The sequence below is a fragment of the Anabaena sp. WFMT genome, from assembly GCF_051781005.1.
Classification (GTDB): domain Bacteria; phylum Cyanobacteriota; class Cyanobacteriia; order Cyanobacteriales; family Nostocaceae; genus Anabaena.
In genome coordinates this window covers 169424-190883 of the sequence record NZ_JBPWOA010000006.1, presented here as the reverse complement: position 1 = coordinate 190883, position 21460 = coordinate 169424, and the positions used below count along the sequence as shown (strand labels likewise).

The window sequence follows — 21460 nt, the reverse complement described above, 5'->3', positions numbered from 1 at the left end:
AAGATCACTATTACCTGACAAATACTTCCTTTTCTATAATTTTCACCTACTGTAAGCCGAAAATCTTGACTAATTAAGAAGTATTACTATTTTTTTACAGAAAATTTATATTATGAAATCTGAAGATTATCTACAGACAAAAGCTTCCTTGTAAATAAGTACAAAGAAGCCAAAAATGAATTTATTAATAATTACTTCAACGGTAAATATTTAGCTGAGATAAATCATAAATCAGCGGAATAACCGTGGGTTGAGGATAGTAGTATTTTGTGGTCGAGAAGGACGACCAATTGAGACTCCATTTCGCAAGTTACTGGCTGTACCACCATCTTGGCGATCTAGGAAAGGTTTCAAATTAATGCCATTTTTAGATGAATTAACACGATTATTACCACCACCTAAAAGACTGCGTCCCAAGTTGTATAATTCGTTAGCTCCTCCTTGGTTACGATTAGCATAGGTATTAACAGCTATAGTTTGTTGACCGTTGTCAGCAGTAGCTAAGTTATTGAAAACACTACTGCGGATAGCGTAAGGGTCTTGACCACGGGGTACTGTGAGTACAATCCGACAACCAGTGTTAGCTTCTGTGGTTACACAGATAATATTTTCGTTATTTTCTACAGCTATCTGAAGTTCTTGTAAGCCATCTGGGCGATATAATTCTAAACGAGTAGCGATCGCTTCACAGCGATTTTGTGGTGTCCAACCACCACCTAAAGCTTGAGGTGCTGCCCAAGCAAAGAATTGACCTGGTTGACTTTGGGGCTGGTACATTACAGTATATCTACCATTATAATATTGACAGCTAAATCTTTTGCTGCTGTCAACAGTGCTTGAAGTCGGTATATTAGTAGATGATCCAGGTGGTACTGTTGTTGATGATCCTGATGGTACTGTGGGGACAACAACACCATCAACTTGGGCAAAAGCTACAGAATTGCTAAGAAGTAAGGATAAGCTAAGACTACTCAAAAATAAAACCTGAAGTGGTTGTAATGACATAATTAAACCTCTAATATCTCACTGAATACATCTAGTGACGGAGAATTTTATTTTTTGATTCATCTGAGAAGCTTATTTTTCTTTTTGTTGTTTCAATTGTTCTGTCACATACACCATGTTATCAGGTTAAAGGCTGTCTGATTGCGCTTTGCTCAAGATTTATTCACTTCCAATATCTGCGAGTTTTTTAACCTATCCATCCACTTTTCTAAATAAATACGATTAGCTGTTTGCTCAGATGGATCTTGTGTATCTATAGGATAAGGCGACAATCCCAAAATCGCTGCTGTCGTTACGCAAAACATCGACTTTTGGAAACTCATACAAATTTGTACGCGTAAGTCATCTTCACCACGACGACTGCGACGATAAATATCATGCAAATATTCTGGCAAATAATGACGCATATCCTGCATCAACAACGTGGGAGGAATCCCCGCACCACCTATAGGCAAAGGATCTGCATATAACGCGCCATACTGAAATCGAGACTGATCTGGGGGAATTTGATAAGCTTGAGCGTTGAGAGAAACTGTACCAGCAAAAGGGGTTCCCCGGAAAAAAATCGCTTCTACATATGGAATAGCTGTATCTGCTAAAAAAGTCAAACCGACTGATTTAGGAATAAGTTCATAGACTTTGTTGTCAATTTTGACATTGTAAGTAATTGGCTTGAGTGCATCTGCGACTAAACCTGCTTTGATGTGATCTACAACTTGAGGAATAGTTTTGATTTCGCCTTTGTCATAGCGATCTGATAAACTCAGGAACATATCAGCCATTACTCGCCAAAATTGACCTAAACCAGTGTAATAAGCTGAGACACGCAACTGTTCTGTGAGAAATTCAGGAAATAGTTGATTAAGTCCTAAGATTAAGGGATTATTTTTAAACTTAGCAGCAATAACAGCTTGTGTTCTGGTTTTAAATTCTGCGGTATCTAAATATGTATCTAATCCACCACCACCATGCCACATCATGGCTTTCAGACAATATTCTGCATATTCAAAATTAATTCTGTCATGGCACCAGTGACGGAATAATTTGGAGAAAGACATCTCACCATTAAAATATTTAAAAAATTGAAAAAATACTAAAAATTGATGTTCAGCTATGTAAATTAGATTTTTGGAATAGGCATCTAAAACTACACCATAGCTTTTGAGAATACCCACTACTTCCATGACATTCTCTGGACTATCAGAGAGTAATGCACCTCCAGTTGTTAACCGTTGAATATATTCAGATAAAGGCTTATTAACAGGTTTTTTTTTAAGATTAACCATTACTATTTCTCCAGGAAATTAACAATAAATCACGGTTGAGGGATAAAAGTTAAGAATTAGCTTGTAGTAGAATTTAAGCCCTACCACAAAACTAATATCTTTTAAGTTTTACCAGCTTTATCTACTGGTGCATTTGCTACTAGGCTTGGTGTATTTACCATTGCGGTGATTGTCGCTTGACTCCAATGCACTAACCAAGATGGTTGGATGCCGAAAATCACAATTAATACAGCTAAGATAAATGCAGGAATGCGATCGCTCCAATAAACTCGTGGGAGGTTGGTAACTTGAGCAGATAACCGCCCAAAAAAGGCGCGATTGAGAAGAATTAAGAAGTAAACCGCAGTTAAACCTGTCCCCAGCATTGATAACAGGGTTTGTACTGGAAAAACCTCGAAACTGCCTCGAAAAATAATAAATTCGGAAATAAAACCTACCATTCCCGGTATCCCAGCACTAGCCATGACTCCCAAAACTATCAATGTGCCGATGACGGGCATACCCCGTTCTGGGTTCAGCAGCCCGCGAATAACATCTAAATCACGGCTACCAGCTTTTTTATATACAACTCCCACTAGTAAAAACATCATGGCAGAAATCAAGCCGTGGCTAATCATTTGCATGACAGCACCTAATACGCTGAGGGGTGTGGCTGCTGCTGCTGCTAACAAAATATAGCCCATATGTCCGATAGAACTGTAGGCTACCATTTTTTTCATATCAGTTTGAGCGATCGCACAAGATGCACCAAACAAGACACTAATTACTGCCCATGTGGCTAAAGTCGGTGCTACATATACCCAAGCCTCTGGCAACAAGTTCATTCCAAATCTGAGTAAACCGTAAGTTCCTAATTTCAACAATACCCCAGCTAACAGTACAGAAATCGGTGTGGAAGCTTCGACGTGGGCATCAGGCAACCAAGTATGAAAGGGAACCAAGGGAATCTTAATTCCAAAACCCACCAAAATTCCTACTAGTAGTAATAATTGTGTTGCCAAAGATAAATTAGTGGTGTTTAGGGTTGCTAGTCCAAAGCTTGGAGAATCACTTAACCAAACCATCCCCAGGAAACTAGCTAAAATCAAGATTCCCGAAACTGATGTATAAATCAGAAACTTTGTAGCTGCATAACCACGCTTTGCACCACCCCAAATTGCAATTAGCAGATATAGGGGAATTAGTTCTAACTCATAAAACAGGAAAAATAACAATAAATCCTGTGCCAAAAATGCTCCTATCACCCCAGCACTCAGGAGTAGGATTAACGAGTAATAAAATCTCGGACGCTGAAGAGATTCATCGCTGCTGTAGATGGCAATAGCAGTCAAAAGTCCATTCAACAATAATAATGGCAATGATAAACCATCTATGCCTAGATTATAGTTTAATCCCAAGGCTTCTATCCAAGGTAGGGATTCAGAAAATTGTATCCCGACTTCCTCTGGATGAAACTGAATTGCCAGGAAAATTGTCCATAAGAAAATCATTACGGACACGGACAAAGCCATTCCACGGGACACTTTCCCACTGATAGGATAGGGATAGAAACCGATTAAGGCGGCACCAAGTAAAGGTAGCAAAATCAACGTACTCAGCATCATAAGCAGTTCAAGAAATGGGGATGGGGGGAAGAAGATGGGTATGACGAAGGAGATGAGGATAACTCCTTACTCTTAACTGTTTACTCGGTACTCGGTACTATTAAAAAGGTAATTTATCAAGTAAGCCTAATGACCAACTAATAAAGAAACCAAGGACGCTAATCACTACGAGAATAGTCAGCATATAAGCTTGAGATTGACCAGAAATGCTGTACTTTAAACTTTGACCACTAAAAATGGCAGCAAAACCCACTAAGTTTACTAAACCATCGACTAAATAGCGATCGCTCCAAGAGGAAATCTTTGATAACAGAGCTACAGCACTGACGATGGTAAGGCGATAAACTCTGTCAATGTAAAAATCGTAACCTAGTAAATCTTGAATAAATCTCCATGCTAGAATTCTGGATCTTGACCAAGCTTTATGTAGGTACATTGTTGCACCAATACCCACCCCCAATACAGTAGAAGTTAGCAAAGCTAATACCACGTACCAATCAATACTTTCCCATCCTGGCAACAAGTACCATTGCTGTAGCATTAGGGGTAATAGTAGGGTCAATATCGTCAAAGTCACCATTGGGAAGGCCATCTGCCAACCAACTTCGGGGGCGCGGCGAGTCTTCTGTTGCGGTTCTCCCCAAAATATTAAGCGGAAAACCCTCGTCAAATTCAATGCTGTCAAACCATTGACTAATATTAAAACCACAATTACCCAAGGATTAACTTTCACCAAGCCATCAGCCCAAGCCAGCATTGCCCAAAAGCTACCCAGTGGTAATAGTGTCACCATCCCAGCCGAACCAACGACATAGGCTGTGGTCGTGGCTGGCATTCGTGACCATAAACCACCCATTTCTGTTAAATCTTGAGTTTGGGTAGTGTAGATGATGGAACCGGAACTCATGAATAATAATGCTTTGGCGATCGCATGAGTCAACAGCAACATCAAAGCTACACCCCCTTGCTGTAAACCCACAGCCAAAAATACCAACCCCATGTAGGCACTTGTGGAATGAGATAAAGCCCGTTTAATATCAATTTGTGCGATGGACACTAAGGTTGCACCTAATGCCGTCACTGTACCCATCACAACTAAAGCATTTAGTGCCACTGGTGAGAGTGCTAATAATGGTTGAATTTTGTACAACACATAAGCACCACCTGCTACTACCAAAGAGTTCCGCATCACCGAAGCTGGGTTAGGTCCTTCCATTGCTTCATCTAGCCACAGGTGTAGGGGAAACTGAGCGCACTTACCAGCAGGTCCAGCAATCAATGACACACCTATTAATGTTGATGTTAATGGACTTAGGTGAGCAGTTTGCGCCCACTCATATAAATCAGAAAAGTTTAAACTACCAGCTTGGGTGGAAAGGGTAACTACACCCATCAGTAACAATAAATCTCCCACCCGTTTGGTTAAAAACGCATCCCGCGCTGCCGTTACTACCAATGGTTGAGCATACCAAAAACCAACTAGCAAGTAGGTGGAAAGGGTGAGAACTTCCAACAAGGCATAGCTGAGAAACAGAGAATCACTGATCGCTAAACCACTCAAGGCTGCCTCAAAAAATCCCAGTAGCCCAAAAAAACGTGCTATCGACCAGTCCTTTTCCATGTAACCCAAGGCATAAATTTGAGCTAACAGACTCAATCCTGTGATTAAAACTATTGCACCAATACTGACCGGCGACAGTTCTAAAGCAAATGTTAAATTAAAATCCGCAGCTTGGAACCAATTGATTACTAAAGTTTCTGGATCTCTATCCCAGATATTTTGAAATACCAACAGGCTATGGACAAAAGCCACCAAAGTCGTCAACAAGTTCAAGTAGGCCGCAGGTCTTGGCCCTGTTCGTTGAATTATTCCTATGCTCCAAGGCAAGGTTAAAACTGCCCCTAGTAAGCTATAAAAAGGTACGAACCAACTTGTAAAAAATAGAAACTCATTCATTTAAATTTTCCTTGACGACTCAGCTTTTAGTTTCTTAGACACCCTAAAAAAAATCCTTTGCTTAAAACGTTAATTTTGAAAAAATCAAGTTTCTCTTAACTATTTTCCAAATAAACTTGAATCAGCATTTTTACTTTAATGTGCGCTATTCAATGGCAGTTAAATATAGGTTTACAGATTTAACAGCATTTACTTGCCTTTACTAATTCTCTGGGTGGAAATTTATATTTCTACTTGGTGCAAAGAATTTTATAGTTTATATTTAAAAAAGTTATATATTTTTCATTTAATACCTGTGCAAATAGCAAAAATTGAGGAAAGACCGAGACAGTAGAATATACAGCCTCTGCCCAATCCTGACCAGATATGGTTAGCCCTGGTTATGAATGTGATTTTCTAAATGTAATAAAGAAATTATAAAGCATAAGCGGCCGCTCTAGGAAACCGTGAACTTTGATCAAATTTAGGAGTGCATTAAGTTTTGTTAAGTTTTTTAAAACTTTTTTATTACAAACTATTATAGTAATTTATGTTGCCAGGGATGCCAAGGTTTTATATGCTTAATTTTAGAAGTATTTTCTTCCCTCAAGATAAGCATCCCCGTCAAAAATTTCAACCCATAGTACTAATTGATTAAATTTTTAGGAGTTCTGCGATGCCAATTGCAGTTGGAATGATTGAGACTAAAGGCTTTCCAGCAGTAGTAGAAGCTGCTGATGCGATGGTGAAAGCAGCCCGTGTAACTTTGGTAGGCTATGAAAAAATCGGTAGTGCGCGTGTTACCGTTATAGTACGGGGTGATGTATCTGAAGTACAAGCTTCAGTAGCAGCTGGAGTTGAAGCAGCCAGAAGAGTAAATGGCGGTGAAGTGTTGTCCACTCACATCATTGCTCGTCCCCACGAAAACCTAGAATACGTCTTACCAATTCGGTACACAGAAGCGGTAGAACAGTTCCGCACTTAAAAAGTGTTTAAACAAAGCGATTAACGGTGTTGCTTGCTTGAGTGGAAATTTTTGCCTGTCGGAAAACTTGATTTAAGGATTTACAATAATGTCAATTGCAGTGGGAATGGTTGAAACGCTGGGCTTTCCAGCAGTAGTAGAAGCTGCTGACGCGATGGTGAAAGCTGCTCGTGTTACCTTGGTAGGCTATGAAAAAATCGGTAGTGGTAGGGTGACAGTCATTGTTCGCGGTGACGTTTCCGAAGTACAAGCTTCAGTAGCAGCTGGAGTTGAAAATGTGAAGCGAGTCAACGGTGGACAAGTGCTGTCTACTCACATCATTGCTCGTCCTCACGAAAACTTGGAATACGTTCTACCAATTCGTTATACAGAAGATGTAGAACAGTTCCGGGAAGGTGTAAACGCGATTCGTCCTTTCGGCAGAAGACCATAATTTAGAATGCAAATTGCCAAAGTCCGTGGCACAGTAGTTAGCACGCAAAAAGATCCAAGTCTTAGAGGTGTCAAACTACTGCTGTTGCAATTAGTAGATGAAGACGGAAAACTCCTGCCAGAATATGAGGTAGCAGCCGATAATGTCGGAGCAGGAGTGGAAGAGTGGGTGCTGTTTAGTCGTAATGGTGCCGCTCGTCAAGTTCTTGGCAATGAACAACGTCCGTTAGATGCAGCAGTAGTGGCGATAATAGATACTATATATGTTGAAGATCGCCTCCTTTACAGCAAAAAAGACCAAATATAGATAGTCAGGGAACTCTTAACAGGGAACAGGAAGCGAGAATAAACTATTGCCTATTGCCTTTTCCACTGATAACTGAATCACTGACAAAAAGCTTATTTCAGGAGGAATCTCGCGATGGCAGTCCGCAGCACGGCGGCCCCCCCAACCCCGTGGTCTAGGAGTTTAGCTGAACCCGATATCCATAAAACCGCATTTGTACACTCTTCTTCTCTTATTATTGGGGATGTACACCTGGGTCAAAATGTGATTATTGCTCCAGGAACTTCGATTAGAGCAGATGAAGGCACACCTTTTTTTATTGGTGAAAATACTAATATTCAAGATGGTGTAGTAATTCATGGGTTGGAGCAAGGTCGAGTAATTGGTGATGATGGCCAAGAATACTCGGTATGGATTGGTAAAAATGCTTCAATTACCCACATGGCGCTCATTCATGGGCCCGCATACATTGGTGATAGTTGCTTTATTGGCTTTCGCTCCACGGTATTTAATGCCAGGGTAGGGGCTGGTTGCATCGTCATGATGCACGCTTTAATCCAAGATGTAGAAATTCCCCCGGGTAAATACGTAGCCTCTGGCTCGATAATTACTACGCAGCAGCAAGCTGACCGCTTGCCAGATGTACAAGCTCAGGATGAGGAATTTGCTCACCACGTTGTGGGGATTAACCAGGCTTTGCGGACTGGTTATCGCTGTGCGGAGGATCTTAAGTGTATTACCCCAATTCGGGATGAGCTGAATCTGTCTGGGGCTAAATCTTATACAAGAAGTATTGTTGTTGAAGAGTTGGAAAGGAGTAGTGAAGTGGCAAGCAAATTGGGTGCAGAAACAGTAGAACACGTCCGTTATTTACTGAATCAAGGTTATAAAATCGGCACGGAACACGTTGATCAAAGACGTTTTCGCACAGGTTCTTGGCAAAGCTGCCAGCCGATTGAAACTAGGTCTTTAGGAGAAGCGATCGCAGCGTTAGAATCTTGTCTAATGGACCACAGTGGCGAGTACGTGCGTTTGTTTGGCATTGATAACGGTAGAAAACGGGTATTAGAAACCATCATTCAACGTCCCGATGGTGTAGTTGCAGGTACATCTAGTATTAAGACTCCTGCTGCTACATCTTACAGGAGCTACAACGGCAATGGCAATGGCAACGGTAATGGTGCTGTTGGTGGACTCAGTGCTGAAACTGTTAACCAAATTCGCCAACTCTTGGCTAATGGTTACAAAATTGGTACAGAACACGTAAATGAGCGTCGTTTCCGGACAGGTACTTGGGAAAGTTGTAACCCCATTGAAGCAACCTCAGCTAATGATGTAGTTGCTGCTTTGGAAGAATGCATGGTTAACCACCAAGGCGAATATGTGCGTCTAATTGGCATTGACAGCAAAGCCAAGCGTCGGGTACTAGAAACAATTATCCAGCGTCCTAACGGTCAAGAAGTATCTTCAGGTAGTGCTAAAACAGCAGTAGCTGCCAATTATGGTGGTCGAACTGCAACTGCAACTGCAACCAGCACTCGCTTGAGTACAGAAGTAATAGACCAGCTGAGACAGTTGTTAAACGGTGGGTTTAAGATTAGCGTTGAACACGTAGACCAAAGACGTTTCCGAACAGGTACTTGGGCAAGCTGCGGTCAGATTCAGGCTACATCTGAACGAGATGCGATCGCTACCTTAGAAGCTTACATTTCTGAATATGCAGGTGAATATGTACGCTTGATAGGTATTGATTCCGCAGCTAAACGCCGCGTGTTGGAAGCAATTATCCAACGTCCATAATTGATTGCGTAATGGGTAATGGGTAATGGGTAATAGGTAATGAGTACTAGGTAATATATTCTTCCCAATTACCACTTACCATATGCCTAACGGCAGGCTAACGCCAACACCAATTACCAACATCATCGAGTTTGATCTTCCAAGGGAATAAATTCCATGTCTGTGCCGTTGCTTCGCCTCAGCGACAATTTTGATAAGTATATCAGTGGCGAGGTGAATATTCATAAGAGCGCGGTACTTGCTCCAGGAGTATTACTCCAAGCAGCTACCAACAGTAAAATTATTATTGGGCCTGGGGTCTGTATTGGCATGGGGTCAATTCTCCAGGTTAATGAGGGTATTCTAGAAGTAGAAGCAGGAGTGAATCTGGGAGCCGGTTTTTTAATGGTTGGTCAAGGCAAAATCGGGGCTAATGCTTGTATTGGTGCAGCAACGACAGTATTCAACTGTTCTGTCGCACCAGGAGAAGTAGTCGCACCTGGATCGCTTTTAGGAGACACCAGTCGCCAAGTTGGAGAAACCCAACAACTTGAACCATCCACTAATAATTCAACTGCCGTGGAAGTTGGAGAAGAAAAGCAAGAAGAAAAAGTAATTTCTTCGACTCATTTTTCAGCCTCAGCCTTTGTGGAGTTCCAAAACCAGTCTAATGCTGTTTCTCAGCCTTCTCCGACTCCCAAAAGCCAATCTCCCCCAGTGGAGGAACAGGCTCAGGTTGCTGAATCTAACCAAGAAGAACCTGATTCCCCAGAATCTACCGAAATTAGTAATCCAGAAGCAGCAACCGGCCAAGCTGAAACTGAAGCTAATAACACTTTTGGGACTCAAATTTACGGACAAGGTAGCATCAATAGGCTGTTGGTCACATTGTTTCCCCATAGGCAATCCTTGAACGACAAACACAACGACAAACACTCTGACAATTCCTTGTAGTAAGTGTTAATTGTTAAGTGGAGAGTTTTGTGAGTATCCTGGAGAATTCATGATGGAAACATCTAATCAACGGTCTCTTACCACTATCCAGCCATCACGTCGCCGTCATCGAGACAACTTCAAGGATACTGCCCTGGGTTTAGTATCTACTCTTAGCTTTCCTGCAATAGTTGGGACAGCTGACATGATGTTGAAATCGGCCGGAGTTCACTTGGTTGGATATGAAAAAATCGGTAGTGGTCACTGCACAGCAATTATCAGGGGTGGTATTGCTGATGTCCGTTTGGCTGTGGAAGCTGGTGTCCAAACTGCTGAACAATTTGGTCAGTTGGTTTCTAGTTTGGTGATTCCCAGGCCTTATCCCAACCTTGATATTGTGCTGCCAATTACCAACCGCATCAGTAAATTGATGGAGGAAGGTAGTTATAGCCGGTTGAGTAATCAAGCAATTGGTTTGGTGGAAACGCGGGGTTTTCCGGCAATGGTAGGCGCTTGTGATGCCATGCTCAAATCTGCTGATGTTCATTTGGCAGCTTATGAAAAAATTGGTGCGGGTTTGTGTACAGCTATTATTCGTGGTTCTGTGGCTAATGTGGCCGTAGCCGTAGAAGCGGGAATGTTTGAGGCTGAACGCATTGGGGAATTAAACGCGGTGATGGTAATTCCTCGTCCTTTGGATGAAATGGAGCTAACCTTACCGATCGCAAGTTGTTGGATAGAAGAACGTGAACCGTTAAATATTCCCTTGAATATCAGGGATAAAATTGTAGACGCGGAAGCTGTGGAGTTGCCAGATTTAGCCAGATTGCCTGTCAAAATTAAGGAAGAACTATGGAACGATGAATGATGAATTCTAAATAATAAATTATTCAATATTCAGCATTCATCTTGAGTTGGAAGGCATTTTGTCATTTGCTTGTTTTTTGATGATAACTTCTTAACTCCATAAGTCCAATACCGCACTTCTGATAGCGAACATAGACTTTTGTCTATACTTAGACTCATAACTTGGTATGTGTGCCACTACATAATTGGCTAGTGTTAAGTAATACTAAAATATATGTCTACGAATTGCTATTAGAGGAGAATCACCTTGAACCAAGCGACGCTGCACCAGTTGAAGGTGTTCGAGGCCGCTGCACGGCACGGTAGCTTTACTCGTGCTGCTGAAGAATTATTTCTCACCCAACCTACCGTATCAATGCAAATCAAGCAGCTGACAAAATCGGTAGGGTTGCCATTATTTGAGCAGGTGGGGAAACGGTTATTTTTGACGGAAGCAGGACGGGAGTTATTTGCCACTTGTCGCCAGATTTTTGAGACTATCAGCCAGTTTGAAATGACAGTGGCAGATTTAAAAGGGCTAAAACAAGGTCAATTACGATTGGCTGTGATCACTACGGCCAAATATATTATTCCCCGTTTGTTGGGGCCTTTTTGTCAACTTTATCCGGGAATTGACATATCTCTCCAAGTTACGAATCATGAACGGATTTTGGAACGTATGATTGGTAATTTGGATGACTTGTATATTATGAGCCAAGTTCCAGATCATCTGGATATCAATTTCGAGCCTTTTTTAGAAAATCCTTTGGTAGTTTTTGCACCTTTTAATCATCCTTTGGCAAAGGAAAAAAATATTCCTATAGAACGGTTAGGAGAAGAACCTTTTATTATGCGTGAACCTGGTTCGGGTACACGTCGCGCTGTGCAGAGTCTCTTTGATGAACATGGGGTAAAGGTAAAGGTAAAATTGGAATTGGGAAGTAATGAAGCGATTAAACAAGCAATAGCTGGAGGTTTAGGAATTTCGGTTTTATCTCGTCATACTTTATTGACAGATGCTCATGAATTCAGCATTTTAGATGTGCAGAATTTTCCTATTAAACGCACTTGGTATATCGTTTACCCAGCAGGTAAGCAGTTATCTATTGTTGCTCGTACTTATTATGAGTATCTGCTAGAGGCGGCAAAGAAGATTGTAGCGCAAAACCTTACCCCTCTAAGTATTACGGTTGATAGACTTCCAGAATAAAGTTTACATCCAAAATTTCCTGTCTGCTTGACGGTGTAACCTCAAACCATTGACAATGAACTAACAGAAAGATTAAACCAGTGAACAGTTATCTAGGATCACGGAGGGGAATTTAGCTCCAAACGATGAAACTGATAACTGATAACTGTTAAACATGAGGCAAAACTGGTAGTGGTGAACCCGGAAATATCATCTTGGCGCAAAACAGTACAAAGCCAAATTGTTGCTGTCACTGTCTATGGTGACAAAGCTTTAGTGACAAGACGAGGTGTAATATCCTTTACAGGACAAGAACGGGAGTTATTAATTACACCATTGCCTGTAACTCTGGAAACTGAGTCTGTGCGGATAAGCGGTGCTGGTACGGTAGGAGTGCGGTTACTGGGGGTGAGTTGCGATCGCATTTACACTACTGAACCAGTGGCTGAAAGAGTGGCGCAGTTGACAAGACAAATTCAACAACTAGAAGCAGAAAAACGCCATTTACAAGCTCAAATAGATGCCTTGGCATTACAATCTCATTTCATTGCAGGCTTGGGAGAGAAGACGGAAGAACCCTTTGCTCAGAGCCTGTCGCGCAAAAATTTGAGCTTGAGTGAAACATTGGATTTTCTCAACTTTATTGGTAGTCAGTATAGCGAATATGCGATCGCTTCTGGGGAATGTAAAACCCAACAGCAAGAAATAGAAAAGCAATTACAATCACTCCGCACTGCATTACAAAAAATCCAAACACCCCACCCTAAAGAAAGTTTAAGCGTAATTGTGGGTGTAGAAGTTGGGGGAGAAGGTGAATTTGAGTTAGAGATGTCTTATTTGGTAAATCGTGCTAACTGGAAACCCCTTTATGACTTGCGGGTAGATAGTCTAAGCAAGACTCTACATTTAAGCTATTTGGCAGAAGTTACCCAAAGTACAGGGGAAGATTGGCTAGATGTAGCTCTTACCCTTTCTACGGCTAAACCGGGATTAGGTACACTACCACCTAAGTTGAAACCTTGGTATATTGACACTCCACGTATACGCACAGATGATACTCTCACTATGCAGCGTTCCATGTCTCCTCCTCCTGCTATGGCAATACTTTTACCTACTCCAAGCAGTATGTTGAAACCTGTAAAAGAGGAAGATGAAGAAAATTTTATTGACGCGGAAATAGTTGTGACTGAAGTATCTAAACAAGGAAGTGTAGTTACTTTTAAACTAAATAGTGGTGGTAATATTCCTAGTGATGGCGCACCTCATAAAATAACTATTTGGCAAGGTGATTATCCTTGTAATTTTAATTATGTAGGAATGCCTCGTTTAGTTAGTTTTGCTTATTTGCAAGCTAATATAAAAAATAGTCCTGATGGTGCAACTTTATTACCAGGAAAAGCAAATATTTTTCGTGATACTATTTTTGTCGGTGCAACTCAATTAGAAAATATTGCTCCAGGACAAGAATTTAAAATTAATTTAGGGATAGATGAAGGTTTAAAAGTTGAGCGTGATTTAGTTGAACGTCAGGTAGATAAGAAACTGATGAGCAGTCAACGCAGAGTTACCTATGCTTATCGAGTTGTAATTACTAACTTGTTAAATCAAGAAGCAAATTTGAAATTAACTGAACAATTACCAGTTAGTCGTAATGAGCAAATTAAGGTGCGTCTTAGCCGTTCTCAGCCACAAATTCAATTAGGTGAAATGGGAATTCTAGAATGGGATATTGTACTTGCACCACAGGAACAACAAGAGGTATATTATCAGTTCACTGTTGAACATCCACCGGAGTTAACGGTGTTGGGTTTGGATATTTAGAAAGGTGGAGATTGAAGGATAATAAAATCTATTTGAAGAATACTATAATAATAGTTTATTTTAATTTAGAATTAAGTAAACATTTGCATAAATTCTTTCAAATCATTTAAAGTAGGATGCTCAAAATCCCAAATCTCTGCTTTTTTCTCCATCGCATACTCAAAGCTACATTTACGCTCGGCTTGCTTTTTGTCCCGTTTTGAGCAAGTATCAAATCTTAGATATATAGAAACCCAGAATTTATCAAAGTCTTTAATAGTTATTTCTTGACCATGATTATTCAAGCAACTTTTCCAACTCTCTAAGCAATCAGCATAATTAGAATCTTTACTCTTAATAATTTTTAGGACTGTTTCCAGTTCTCCTTGCCCATCAACATTGGTAAAATAGCAAGCCAGTTGGATATTGAAATCATCAAAAGTTATATTTATGAACTGCTTAACTTTTGCAAGTAATGGTGAACCTGGAAAAACTTCTTGAATACACTCATTAATAAAATTGATTCTCTCACTTTCTCCCTTGTCATCAATATCAATAACAATTCCTACCCTTTCAATCTCGCCCTTTTGTATGTCCGCTTTTAAATCTTTGAGAGCATCCTTTAGTTTTGTTAGATTTAATCCATTCATCGACTTATAATCATCTTCTGAAATAATAATCGGAGGTGCAACTTCTATATTGAAATTGAGGTAACGAATAATTGCCTGTAAAAAATATTTATCATTATTGCTTTCTACAATCACAATATTACTACTCACCTCGCACCTCCTTTTTATGACTTATTCCATACTCTAAAGTATCTAAATCTCGTTTTATAGCAATTATTTTACTGGTTTTAATATTTCTTGTGAACTCAAAGTGAGCAGCCATTTTTTGATACTCTGAACCAGCTTTTATAAAAGCTTCAATCATTTCTAAACTATGCGTTGTTGCAAATATTTGTACATTTAATTCATTAGCTAACTTGTAAATAATACTCCAGAAAGCAGCTTGGTTAGAGTGATGAATACCATTTTCTATTTCATCAATCAGCAAAATACTATTTTCATTATTCACAATCCTTAAAATAATATCAGCAATGCGATTCATACCATCACCAAATAAGGATAAAGGCAACTTATTTCCTCCTTCTCTCTTTACCCAAAGATTTGGTTCACCGATACTCACACTCTCTACAGCAATAATAGAATTATCAATAGATTGAAAGGCTTTTAAAAGCTCATTTTCTCTCTTCTCATTTAAAACAGCTTTATCAAACTCCTCTGTTAATTCTCTACTAGCAACTCGTAGAAATGAAGGAATAAAGAAAGCATTTTTTATGTCAGGAACTTTGATATCTCTCCCTATAATACCCTTAGCACTGGAAATGATTAGATTTTCAAAAGATTCTTGATGATTAATCCTTGTTTTCAGATGCATCACAGATAATACAGACTGACTACTAGAAAAGAGACTGATCAGTTTTTCCTGATCATCATCATTATCCTGTTGATAGGTATCTTCTAAACTTTGCACTGATTCATCAACAAATAATTGAACCTGTTTAAAAAAACCATTCTCAAGGGTAGCTTCAATCTCTATGGTAATATTCTTATTTTGTTGAAAAAAGAAATTAGTCCAAGTTCTTTCAGGCCAAGTTTTACTAAACTTAGGTGATTCTCTTCTTACTTGCCGCAATAGAAAAATAGTATCTGGTCTGGGTGTACTATTTAGAAATAATGCTTCTAATAATGCAGTTTTACCAACGTTATTTTTTCCACTAATTAAATTAATTTTTTCAAACCCTGATACTTTTAAATTGTCGAAGCATCTAAAATTTTTAATCTCAATATTCTTAATCACTGTAACCTCCAGATAAAAATATACTCACTTGCATTGCTTAATAAAATGTATCCATATTCGATCTTCTTTCACTTTTGTCTAATGAATTAGTAATTTAGATGCGTAGCCTGCCATAAGAGATTACTAATCTTGTAGTCAAGGAAATTGAGATACTATTTTCATCCTTTTTACACTTCAGTTGGGAAGAAAATTTTGATCTAAGATTTGTTCTATAGTAAAAGGACAAGATGGAGGAAATATAGAAGCAGACAAACCTGTTTCATCACTGGCTTCCATGACAGCACGAGGATAACATTGAGTGAGGATTTCTGCTAATTGAGGTTTAAAGCTAGGACTATATTGTAATGCTTCTTCGATTTCAAAGCGATTGTTTCTAATAGTGATTTGCCAGCTTTTAGAACGCATCTCCGGTTGATATTGCCATTTGAGCAAGTGCATGACAATTAAACGTAAATAGCTTCGCAAAGCTTTCTTTTCACTTCGTCCCAATGTTTCAAGTTCCTCAATTAAATTGTCAATATCCAAAGATTGAAATTCATGCTCTTGTAATTTTTTTATCGTAGTTTCTAGCCATAAATAATAATCTTGCTCGTATAAAGTTGCTTGAGTTTGAAGTTTCATAGCGGTTTATACTTTAAAATATAGCCTTCTTCTGGCATTGAGCTTATTCTATAATCATAATATCATCTGTAAGTTGACAGTATTGAATTACTGAACTTAGCACCGACCAATTGGATACATTTATTAATCCGCTACTTATTACCATGACTTTTATCCAAGATATTCCCGTCCCAGAAGATGTTATATTTCCTCCAGGAGATTTATATAGTGATGAACCGCCTTTGGAAACTGACTTACACCGACTACAAATGACGCTGCTTATTCAATGTCTTGAATGGTTGTGGCAAAATAATAATGACTTCTATGCATCTGGTAATATTACAATTTACTACAGTCCTCGGCAACTGAAATCTGAACATTTCCGGGGTCCAGATTTTTTTGTTGTGTTGGAGACAGAACGTAAACCCCGGAAAAGTTGGGTTGTTTGGGAAGAAGATGGTAAGTATCCCAATGTAATTGTCGAACTGCTATCAGATTCTACAGCTAAAACAGATAAGGGTTTAAAAAAACAAATTTACCAAGATATTTTTCGGACACCAGAATACTTTTGGTTTGATCCTCACAATTTAGAGTTTGCTGGGTTTGTCCTCTTAGCTGGAAAGTATCAACCAATAGAACCTAATGATCAAGGTTGGTTGTGGAGTCAGCAGTTAGAGTTATTTTTGGGAGTTGATCAAAACAAATTACGCTTTTTCACGGCTGAAGGAGAATTAGTTCCCACACCTGAAGAAGTAGCAAAACAGGAATTTGCAAGGGCTGAACAGGAGAAACAATGCAGCGATCGATTGGCGGCGAAGCTGCGAGAATTAGGTATTGATCCAAATACTGTTTAAGGATCTTCTGGAAACACCCATTTTGGCGGTTCGGTCATTTTTTTCCGCAGTCGTTCTTCAGCCATCTCTAGCATTTGATCCAAAGAAGTCTCTTCAATAAACTTAGAAGTTGCTTCTCTAAACTCGATATTGGGACATTTATCGCCTAAAACGCAACCGTTAACGCAGGCTTCAGCGCAGTTAATTTTCTGCTCCACGGTGGATTCCTCTCTACAATTTGGGCGTTTTACCCTTCAAATAAATTTTACTATTATTGGTAATAGGTTATTAACTAATATTACTATCTAAGTGCTGTAGGGGTTTAGCAGTGCTAAACCCCTACAAAAATCTTAAATTGGTGAGAAAATACCACCCCTACTACACTCCCATGTCGGAATTATTAGCTAATACTGGAACGATCGCTGCTATAGCTACTGCTGTTGTCCCTCAACAAGGTAGTGTGGGGATTGTGCGGGTTTCTGGTGATCATGCAATAGCGATCGCACAAACTCTATTTTCTGCACCTGGAAAACAAGTTTGGTCAAGTCACCGCATTCTCTATGGTTACATCCGTCAACCCCAAACGAAGCAAATTGTTGACGAAGCTTTATTGTTGATCATGAAAGCACCCCGTTCTTTTACCCGTGAGGATGTGGTTGAATTCCATTGTCATGGGGGAATTATGGCAGTACAACAAGTATTGCAACTATGTTTAGAAAATGGTGCGAGATTAGCGCAACCGGGGGAATTTACCCTGAGAGCGTTTTTAAATGGACGTTTGGATTTAACGCAAGCGGAAAGTATTGCAGATTTAGTTGGTGCGAAATCTCCCCAAGCAGCACAAACGGCTTTAGCTGGGTTACAAGGTAAATTAGCTCATCCGATTCGTCAGTTACGCGCTCAATGCTTGGATATTTTGGCTGAAATTGAAGCGCGGATTGATTTTGAGGAAGATTTACCACCTTTAGATGAGCAAAGGATTATTTCTGAGATTGATCAAGTTACCGCAGAAATAACCAAGTTATTAGCAACAAAAGATCAAGGTGAATTATTGCGAACTGGGTTAAAAGTGGCGATTGTTGGTCGTCCCAATGTGGGAAAATCGAGTTTATTGAATGCGTGGAGTCAGAGCGATCGCGCTATTGTCACAGATTTACCCGGTACAACCCGCGATGTGGTGGAATCTCAGCTAGTGGTAGGGGGGATTCCTATCCAGGTTTTAGATACCGCAGGGATTCGGGAGACAGTAGATCAGGTAGAAAAAATAGGGGTAGAGCGATCGCGTCGTGCTGCGAATGCTGCTGATTTAGTATTATTAACTATTGATGCTTCCGCAGGTTGGACAGATGCAGATCAAGAGATTTATGAACAAGTAAAACACCGTCCGGTAATTTTGGTAGTTAATAAAATAGATTTAATTTCAGTAGAACAAAAACAAACTCTTCAATCTAAAATCCAAAATCCAAAATCTAAAATTGTCACCGCAGCAGCGCAAAATCAAGGAATTGATGGGTTAGAAACTGCTATTTTAGAAATAGTCCAAGCGGGAAAAGTGCAAGCTGCTGATATGGATTTAGCAATTAATCAAAGACAAGCAGCAGCTTTAACAAAAGCGAAAATTGATTTAGAACAAGTGCAAAAAACAATTATCGAGCAGTTACCTTTAGATTTTTGGACAATTGATTTGAGAGGAGCGATTTATGCGTTGGGAGAAATTACCGGAGAAGAGGTGACAGAATCAGTTTTGGATAGGATTTTTAGTCGGTTTTGTATTGGGAAGTAGGATAGTGATGTTTTCCCCATTTGCCTGAAAAATGCCTTTAAATGTGACACATCGTCCGTAGACTGATAGTCCATACATCCTCACAATTGGCACATGAATGAATCAAAACAAAAGATTCTTTGTGCTTTAGGTTATCTTGTGAGGCAACATAGAACAGAGTTAGGAATTTCACAAGAGGAATTAGGACTACGTGCTAATTTAGACCGGACATACATATCTGGTGTGGAACGCGGAGTGAGAAATCCTTGCCTGACGGCTCTTGTAAGTCTTGCAGATGGCTTAGGTATTAGTGTTTCCGTTCTTCTCAAAAATCTGGAAATCGAAGCCGATAGAATAAAATGACTGAACAAGATTTAATAACAAAAATTAGAGATGAACTCAAAACAGCTAAACTACAATCTAAAGTCTTTGAACTACTATCAGATCAAAAATGGCATTGTCGTAAACACGAGGGAAAAAAGATTGGATCAGATCAGTATGCTGGTGGAGGTGGTATTCAAGGTTTAGAACAAGGTAATAGAAGTGGTAGACGTGGCTTAGTTATAGAAACGAAAAAGGAATATTGCGAATTTTGCAAGATAGTCACAAAATGGGATCGATGGACAGGAGAACGAAAAGAAGCAAATGCTCCTGCTAACATAACTCCTCAGTTAGTCGAAAGAATTCTCAAATATTATTCTTATATAGATGTAATAGAACACAGAGAAAGATATGCTCATGAATTAGTAATTGATCATAGATTTCCAAAGGAGCGTTGGGGAGCTAATGAACCAACACATTCTAAATCTATGAGCGATGATATCATTCAAAAGAAGTTTCAATTACTGAAAAATGATACAGCAGGTAATCATAATCTTTTAAAATCGAGAAGTTGTGAACGCTGCATTCAAACTGGCAAAAGAGGTACACCTTTTGGTATCAAGTTTTATTATCAAGGTGATGAAAACTGGACAGATAATATACCTAAGAAAGGTAAGGATGCGGAAAAAGGTTGTATTGGCTTTGGTTGGTACGATATGGAGAAGTGGCGTAATGCACTTAATCAAAAGTTAACTGAGTTTGTTGAAAATCAGGAAAAGTAACTGGTTGTTTTTGGTTCAAGAAAATATCATTTAAATAAGGAATCAGCGCATAACCAATACATTCTGCTAAACGTGGTGGCACAGCATTACCAATTTGCCACATGGCTTTTTTCATTGAACCTTCAAAAATAAATGAATCGGGGAACGTTTGTAATCTTGCCATTTCTCTAGCAGAAATTACACGATTTAAATAAGGATGAATATGAGTACCACCATAATTTTCTTTCACCGTCATACTTGGTTTACCAGGATATTGCCTTTTGAACGCATCAACATATTTTTCATATAAAGAACCACCAGGAGGAACTTGAGCAATACGTTCCATATATTCTGCTGAATGCTTAGTCCATTCATGATTAATTTCTGGTATTCGTGAATATGCTGGTAAATCAGAAATCGCCGATTCAATAGGTTTATATTCTTCTGGATTTAATTGAAATTTAGGATAAGGGTTTGGCATTCCAAATCTATTAGCAATAAAAATAGCTCTTGGTCGAATTTGTGGCACTCCATAGGCAGCAGATTCCAAAATTGCTACAGAAATATGAGGATAACCAATAGACTCAAAAGCCTCAATAATTGCTTGCTTCACATCCCCATTTTGGATTGTCAAAATACCTGGTACATTTTCCATCACAACATACCAAGGACGTATTTCTGAAACAACACGCACAAATTCATAAAACAACCGATTTCGTGGATCTTGTGGGTCGCGTTTTCCTGCTACTGAAAATCCCTGACAAGGTGGACCACCAACAACAACATTTATCTCAGGTGAGCCAATTTCTTGCAGCAAATATTTGGAATTAATTCGTTCAATATCTTCACATAAATGATGGCATTGTGGAAAATTTCTTTTGTGAGTAGCAGAAGCAATTGGACTAATTTCTACACTAGCTAAAGGTGTAAATCCAGCTTGTAATAACCCTTGTGTAATTCCCCCTGCACCACAAAACAGATCCACAAAGGTATATTTAGATGATGGACGTGCTACAGAACTAATATCAATAAATCTCTTATATGGATCAGAGTTATCCTGATCTAGTTCGCGCTGAATACGTTCATAACGTCCTAACTTAGCTTTCTTTGTCTTTTTGATAGAGTTATGCTCCTCTCCGTGAGCAAAAAATGAAAGTTGTGTTCCTTGCATTTGATAATTAATTCCACGTCTGCTTGATTGTGACATATCGTCTACTATTTATCAATAGTCTTATAATC

General features: G+C 39.3%; 21 protein-coding genes. 12 read left to right on the top strand and 9 right to left on the bottom strand.

From position 1 onward, the window contains the following. Positions 1–231: 231 nt before the first annotated feature. From ACSQ6I_RS05600 to ACSQ6I_RS05585, 4 genes are all read right to left on the bottom strand, one after another. On the bottom strand, positions 232–1005 hold the full coding sequence (locus tag ACSQ6I_RS05600) for a COP23 domain-containing protein (RefSeq protein WP_438889382.1): 774 nt from the start codon (positions 1003–1005) through the stop codon (positions 232–234). A gap of 152 nt (positions 1006–1157) precedes the next feature. After that, the gene (locus ACSQ6I_RS05595) at positions 1158–2291 is read right to left on the bottom strand and encodes a CO2 hydration protein (RefSeq protein WP_438889381.1); all 1134 of its coding nucleotides are present in this window, start codon (positions 2289–2291) and stop codon (positions 1158–1160) included. 101 nt (positions 2292–2392) lie between these two features. Continuing rightward, on the bottom strand, positions 2393–3892 hold the full coding sequence (locus ACSQ6I_RS05590; protein ID WP_438889658.1) for an NADH-quinone oxidoreductase subunit M: 1500 nt from the start codon (positions 3890–3892) through the stop codon (positions 2393–2395). A 103-nt stretch (positions 3893–3995) separates the two neighbouring features. Next, on the bottom strand, positions 3996–5852 hold the full coding sequence (locus ACSQ6I_RS05585) for an NAD(P)H-quinone oxidoreductase subunit F (protein WP_438889380.1): 1857 nt from the start codon (positions 5850–5852) through the stop codon (positions 3996–3998). A gap of 655 nt (positions 5853–6507) precedes the next feature. Between ACSQ6I_RS05585 and ACSQ6I_RS05580 the strand changes: the two genes are divergently transcribed. The 8 genes from ACSQ6I_RS05580 to ACSQ6I_RS05545 all read left to right on the top strand — a co-directional run bounded on the left by ACSQ6I_RS05580 (position 6508) and on the right by ACSQ6I_RS05545 (position 14102). Continuing rightward, positions 6508–6816, top strand: coding sequence for a carbon dioxide-concentrating mechanism protein CcmK (locus tag ACSQ6I_RS05580; protein WP_015209255.1), 309 nt, complete (start codon positions 6508–6510; stop codon positions 6814–6816). An 88-nt stretch (positions 6817–6904) separates the two neighbouring features. Next, positions 6905–7249, top strand: coding sequence for a carbon dioxide-concentrating mechanism protein CcmK (locus ACSQ6I_RS05575; protein WP_015212738.1), 345 nt, complete (start codon positions 6905–6907; stop codon positions 7247–7249). A 6-nt stretch (positions 7250–7255) separates the two neighbouring features. Beyond that, positions 7256–7555, top strand: coding sequence for a EutN/CcmL family microcompartment protein (locus ACSQ6I_RS05570; RefSeq protein WP_015212737.1), 300 nt, complete (start codon positions 7256–7258; stop codon positions 7553–7555). A gap of 114 nt (positions 7556–7669) precedes the next feature. After that, entirely contained in the window at positions 7670–9334 is a 1665-nt protein-coding gene (locus tag ACSQ6I_RS05565) for a ribulose bisphosphate carboxylase small subunit (RefSeq protein WP_438889378.1), read from the top strand. 156 nt (positions 9335–9490) lie between these two features. Further along, the gene (locus tag ACSQ6I_RS05560) at positions 9491–10267 is read left to right on the top strand and encodes a transferase (protein ID WP_438889377.1); all 777 of its coding nucleotides are present in this window, start codon (positions 9491–9493) and stop codon (positions 10265–10267) included. A gap of 52 nt (positions 10268–10319) precedes the next feature. After that, positions 10320–11114 carry a BMC domain-containing protein gene (locus ACSQ6I_RS05555; RefSeq protein ID WP_015212734.1) on the top strand — a complete coding sequence of 265 codons (795 nt, stop codon included), beginning with the start codon at positions 10320–10322 and terminating at the stop codon, positions 11112–11114. Positions 11115–11360: 246 nt separating this feature from the next. Further along, the gene (locus ACSQ6I_RS05550; protein WP_438889376.1) at positions 11361–12302 is read left to right on the top strand and encodes a LysR substrate-binding domain-containing protein; all 942 of its coding nucleotides are present in this window, start codon (positions 11361–11363) and stop codon (positions 12300–12302) included. Between the two features lie 171 nt (positions 12303–12473). Then, a complete protein-coding gene (locus tag ACSQ6I_RS05545) occupies positions 12474–14102 on the top strand; it encodes a mucoidy inhibitor MuiA family protein (RefSeq protein WP_438889375.1) in 1629 nt (542 codons plus the stop codon). 71 nt (positions 14103–14173) lie between these two features. Here the strand turns inward: ACSQ6I_RS05545 and ACSQ6I_RS05540 are convergent, their stop codons facing one another. The 3 genes from ACSQ6I_RS05540 to ACSQ6I_RS05530 form a co-directional block, all read right to left on the bottom strand. Beyond that, positions 14174–14860: a DUF3226 domain-containing protein gene (locus tag ACSQ6I_RS05540; RefSeq protein ID WP_438889374.1), complete on the bottom strand. Its 687-nt coding sequence runs from the start codon at positions 14858–14860 to the stop codon at positions 14174–14176. Continuing rightward, positions 14853–15944, bottom strand: coding sequence for an AAA family ATPase (locus ACSQ6I_RS05535; protein WP_438889373.1), 1092 nt, complete (start codon positions 15942–15944; stop codon positions 14853–14855). Before ACSQ6I_RS05535 ends, ACSQ6I_RS05540 begins: the two co-directional genes overlap by 8 nt. A 174-nt stretch (positions 15945–16118) precedes the next feature. Further along, positions 16119–16565, bottom strand: a complete 447-nt coding sequence (locus tag ACSQ6I_RS05530) for a DUF29 domain-containing protein (protein ID WP_438889372.1) — start codon at positions 16563–16565, stop codon at positions 16119–16121. Between the two features lie 143 nt (positions 16566–16708). Between ACSQ6I_RS05530 and ACSQ6I_RS05525 the strand changes: the two genes are divergently transcribed. Then, on the top strand, positions 16709–17398 hold the full coding sequence (locus ACSQ6I_RS05525) for a Uma2 family endonuclease (protein WP_438889371.1): 690 nt from the start codon (positions 16709–16711) through the stop codon (positions 17396–17398). On the opposite strand, the gene ACSQ6I_RS05520 is transcribed toward ACSQ6I_RS05525, so the two are convergent. Next, positions 17395–17595, bottom strand: a complete 201-nt coding sequence (locus tag ACSQ6I_RS05520) for a hypothetical protein (RefSeq protein WP_438889369.1) — start codon at positions 17593–17595, stop codon at positions 17395–17397. The genes ACSQ6I_RS05525 and ACSQ6I_RS05520 overlap by 4 nt on opposite strands. A gap of 170 nt (positions 17596–17765) precedes the next feature. Here ACSQ6I_RS05520 and mnmE point away from each other — a divergent pair, with 170 nt between their 5' ends. The 3 genes from mnmE (at position 17766) to ACSQ6I_RS05505 (ending at position 20242) form a co-directional block, all read left to right on the top strand. Beyond that, on the top strand, positions 17766–19160 hold the full coding sequence (gene mnmE / locus ACSQ6I_RS05515) for a tRNA uridine-5-carboxymethylaminomethyl(34) synthesis GTPase MnmE (protein WP_438889657.1): 1395 nt from the start codon (positions 17766–17768) through the stop codon (positions 19158–19160). A 93-nt stretch (positions 19161–19253) separates the two neighbouring features. After that, positions 19254–19502: a helix-turn-helix domain-containing protein gene (locus ACSQ6I_RS05510; RefSeq protein WP_438889367.1), complete on the top strand. Its 249-nt coding sequence runs from the start codon at positions 19254–19256 to the stop codon at positions 19500–19502. Then, complete coding sequence (locus ACSQ6I_RS05505; protein ID WP_438889366.1) at positions 19499–20242, top strand: restriction endonuclease; 744 nt, start codon at positions 19499–19501, stop codon at positions 20240–20242. The genes ACSQ6I_RS05510 and ACSQ6I_RS05505 overlap by 4 nt, the downstream gene beginning before the upstream one ends. Here the strand turns inward: ACSQ6I_RS05505 and ACSQ6I_RS05500 are convergent. Then, entirely contained in the window at positions 20199–21428 is a 1230-nt protein-coding gene (locus tag ACSQ6I_RS05500; RefSeq protein ID WP_438889364.1) for a DNA cytosine methyltransferase, read from the bottom strand. The genes ACSQ6I_RS05505 and ACSQ6I_RS05500 overlap by 44 nt on opposite strands. Between the last annotated feature and the right edge of the window lie 32 nt (positions 21429–21460).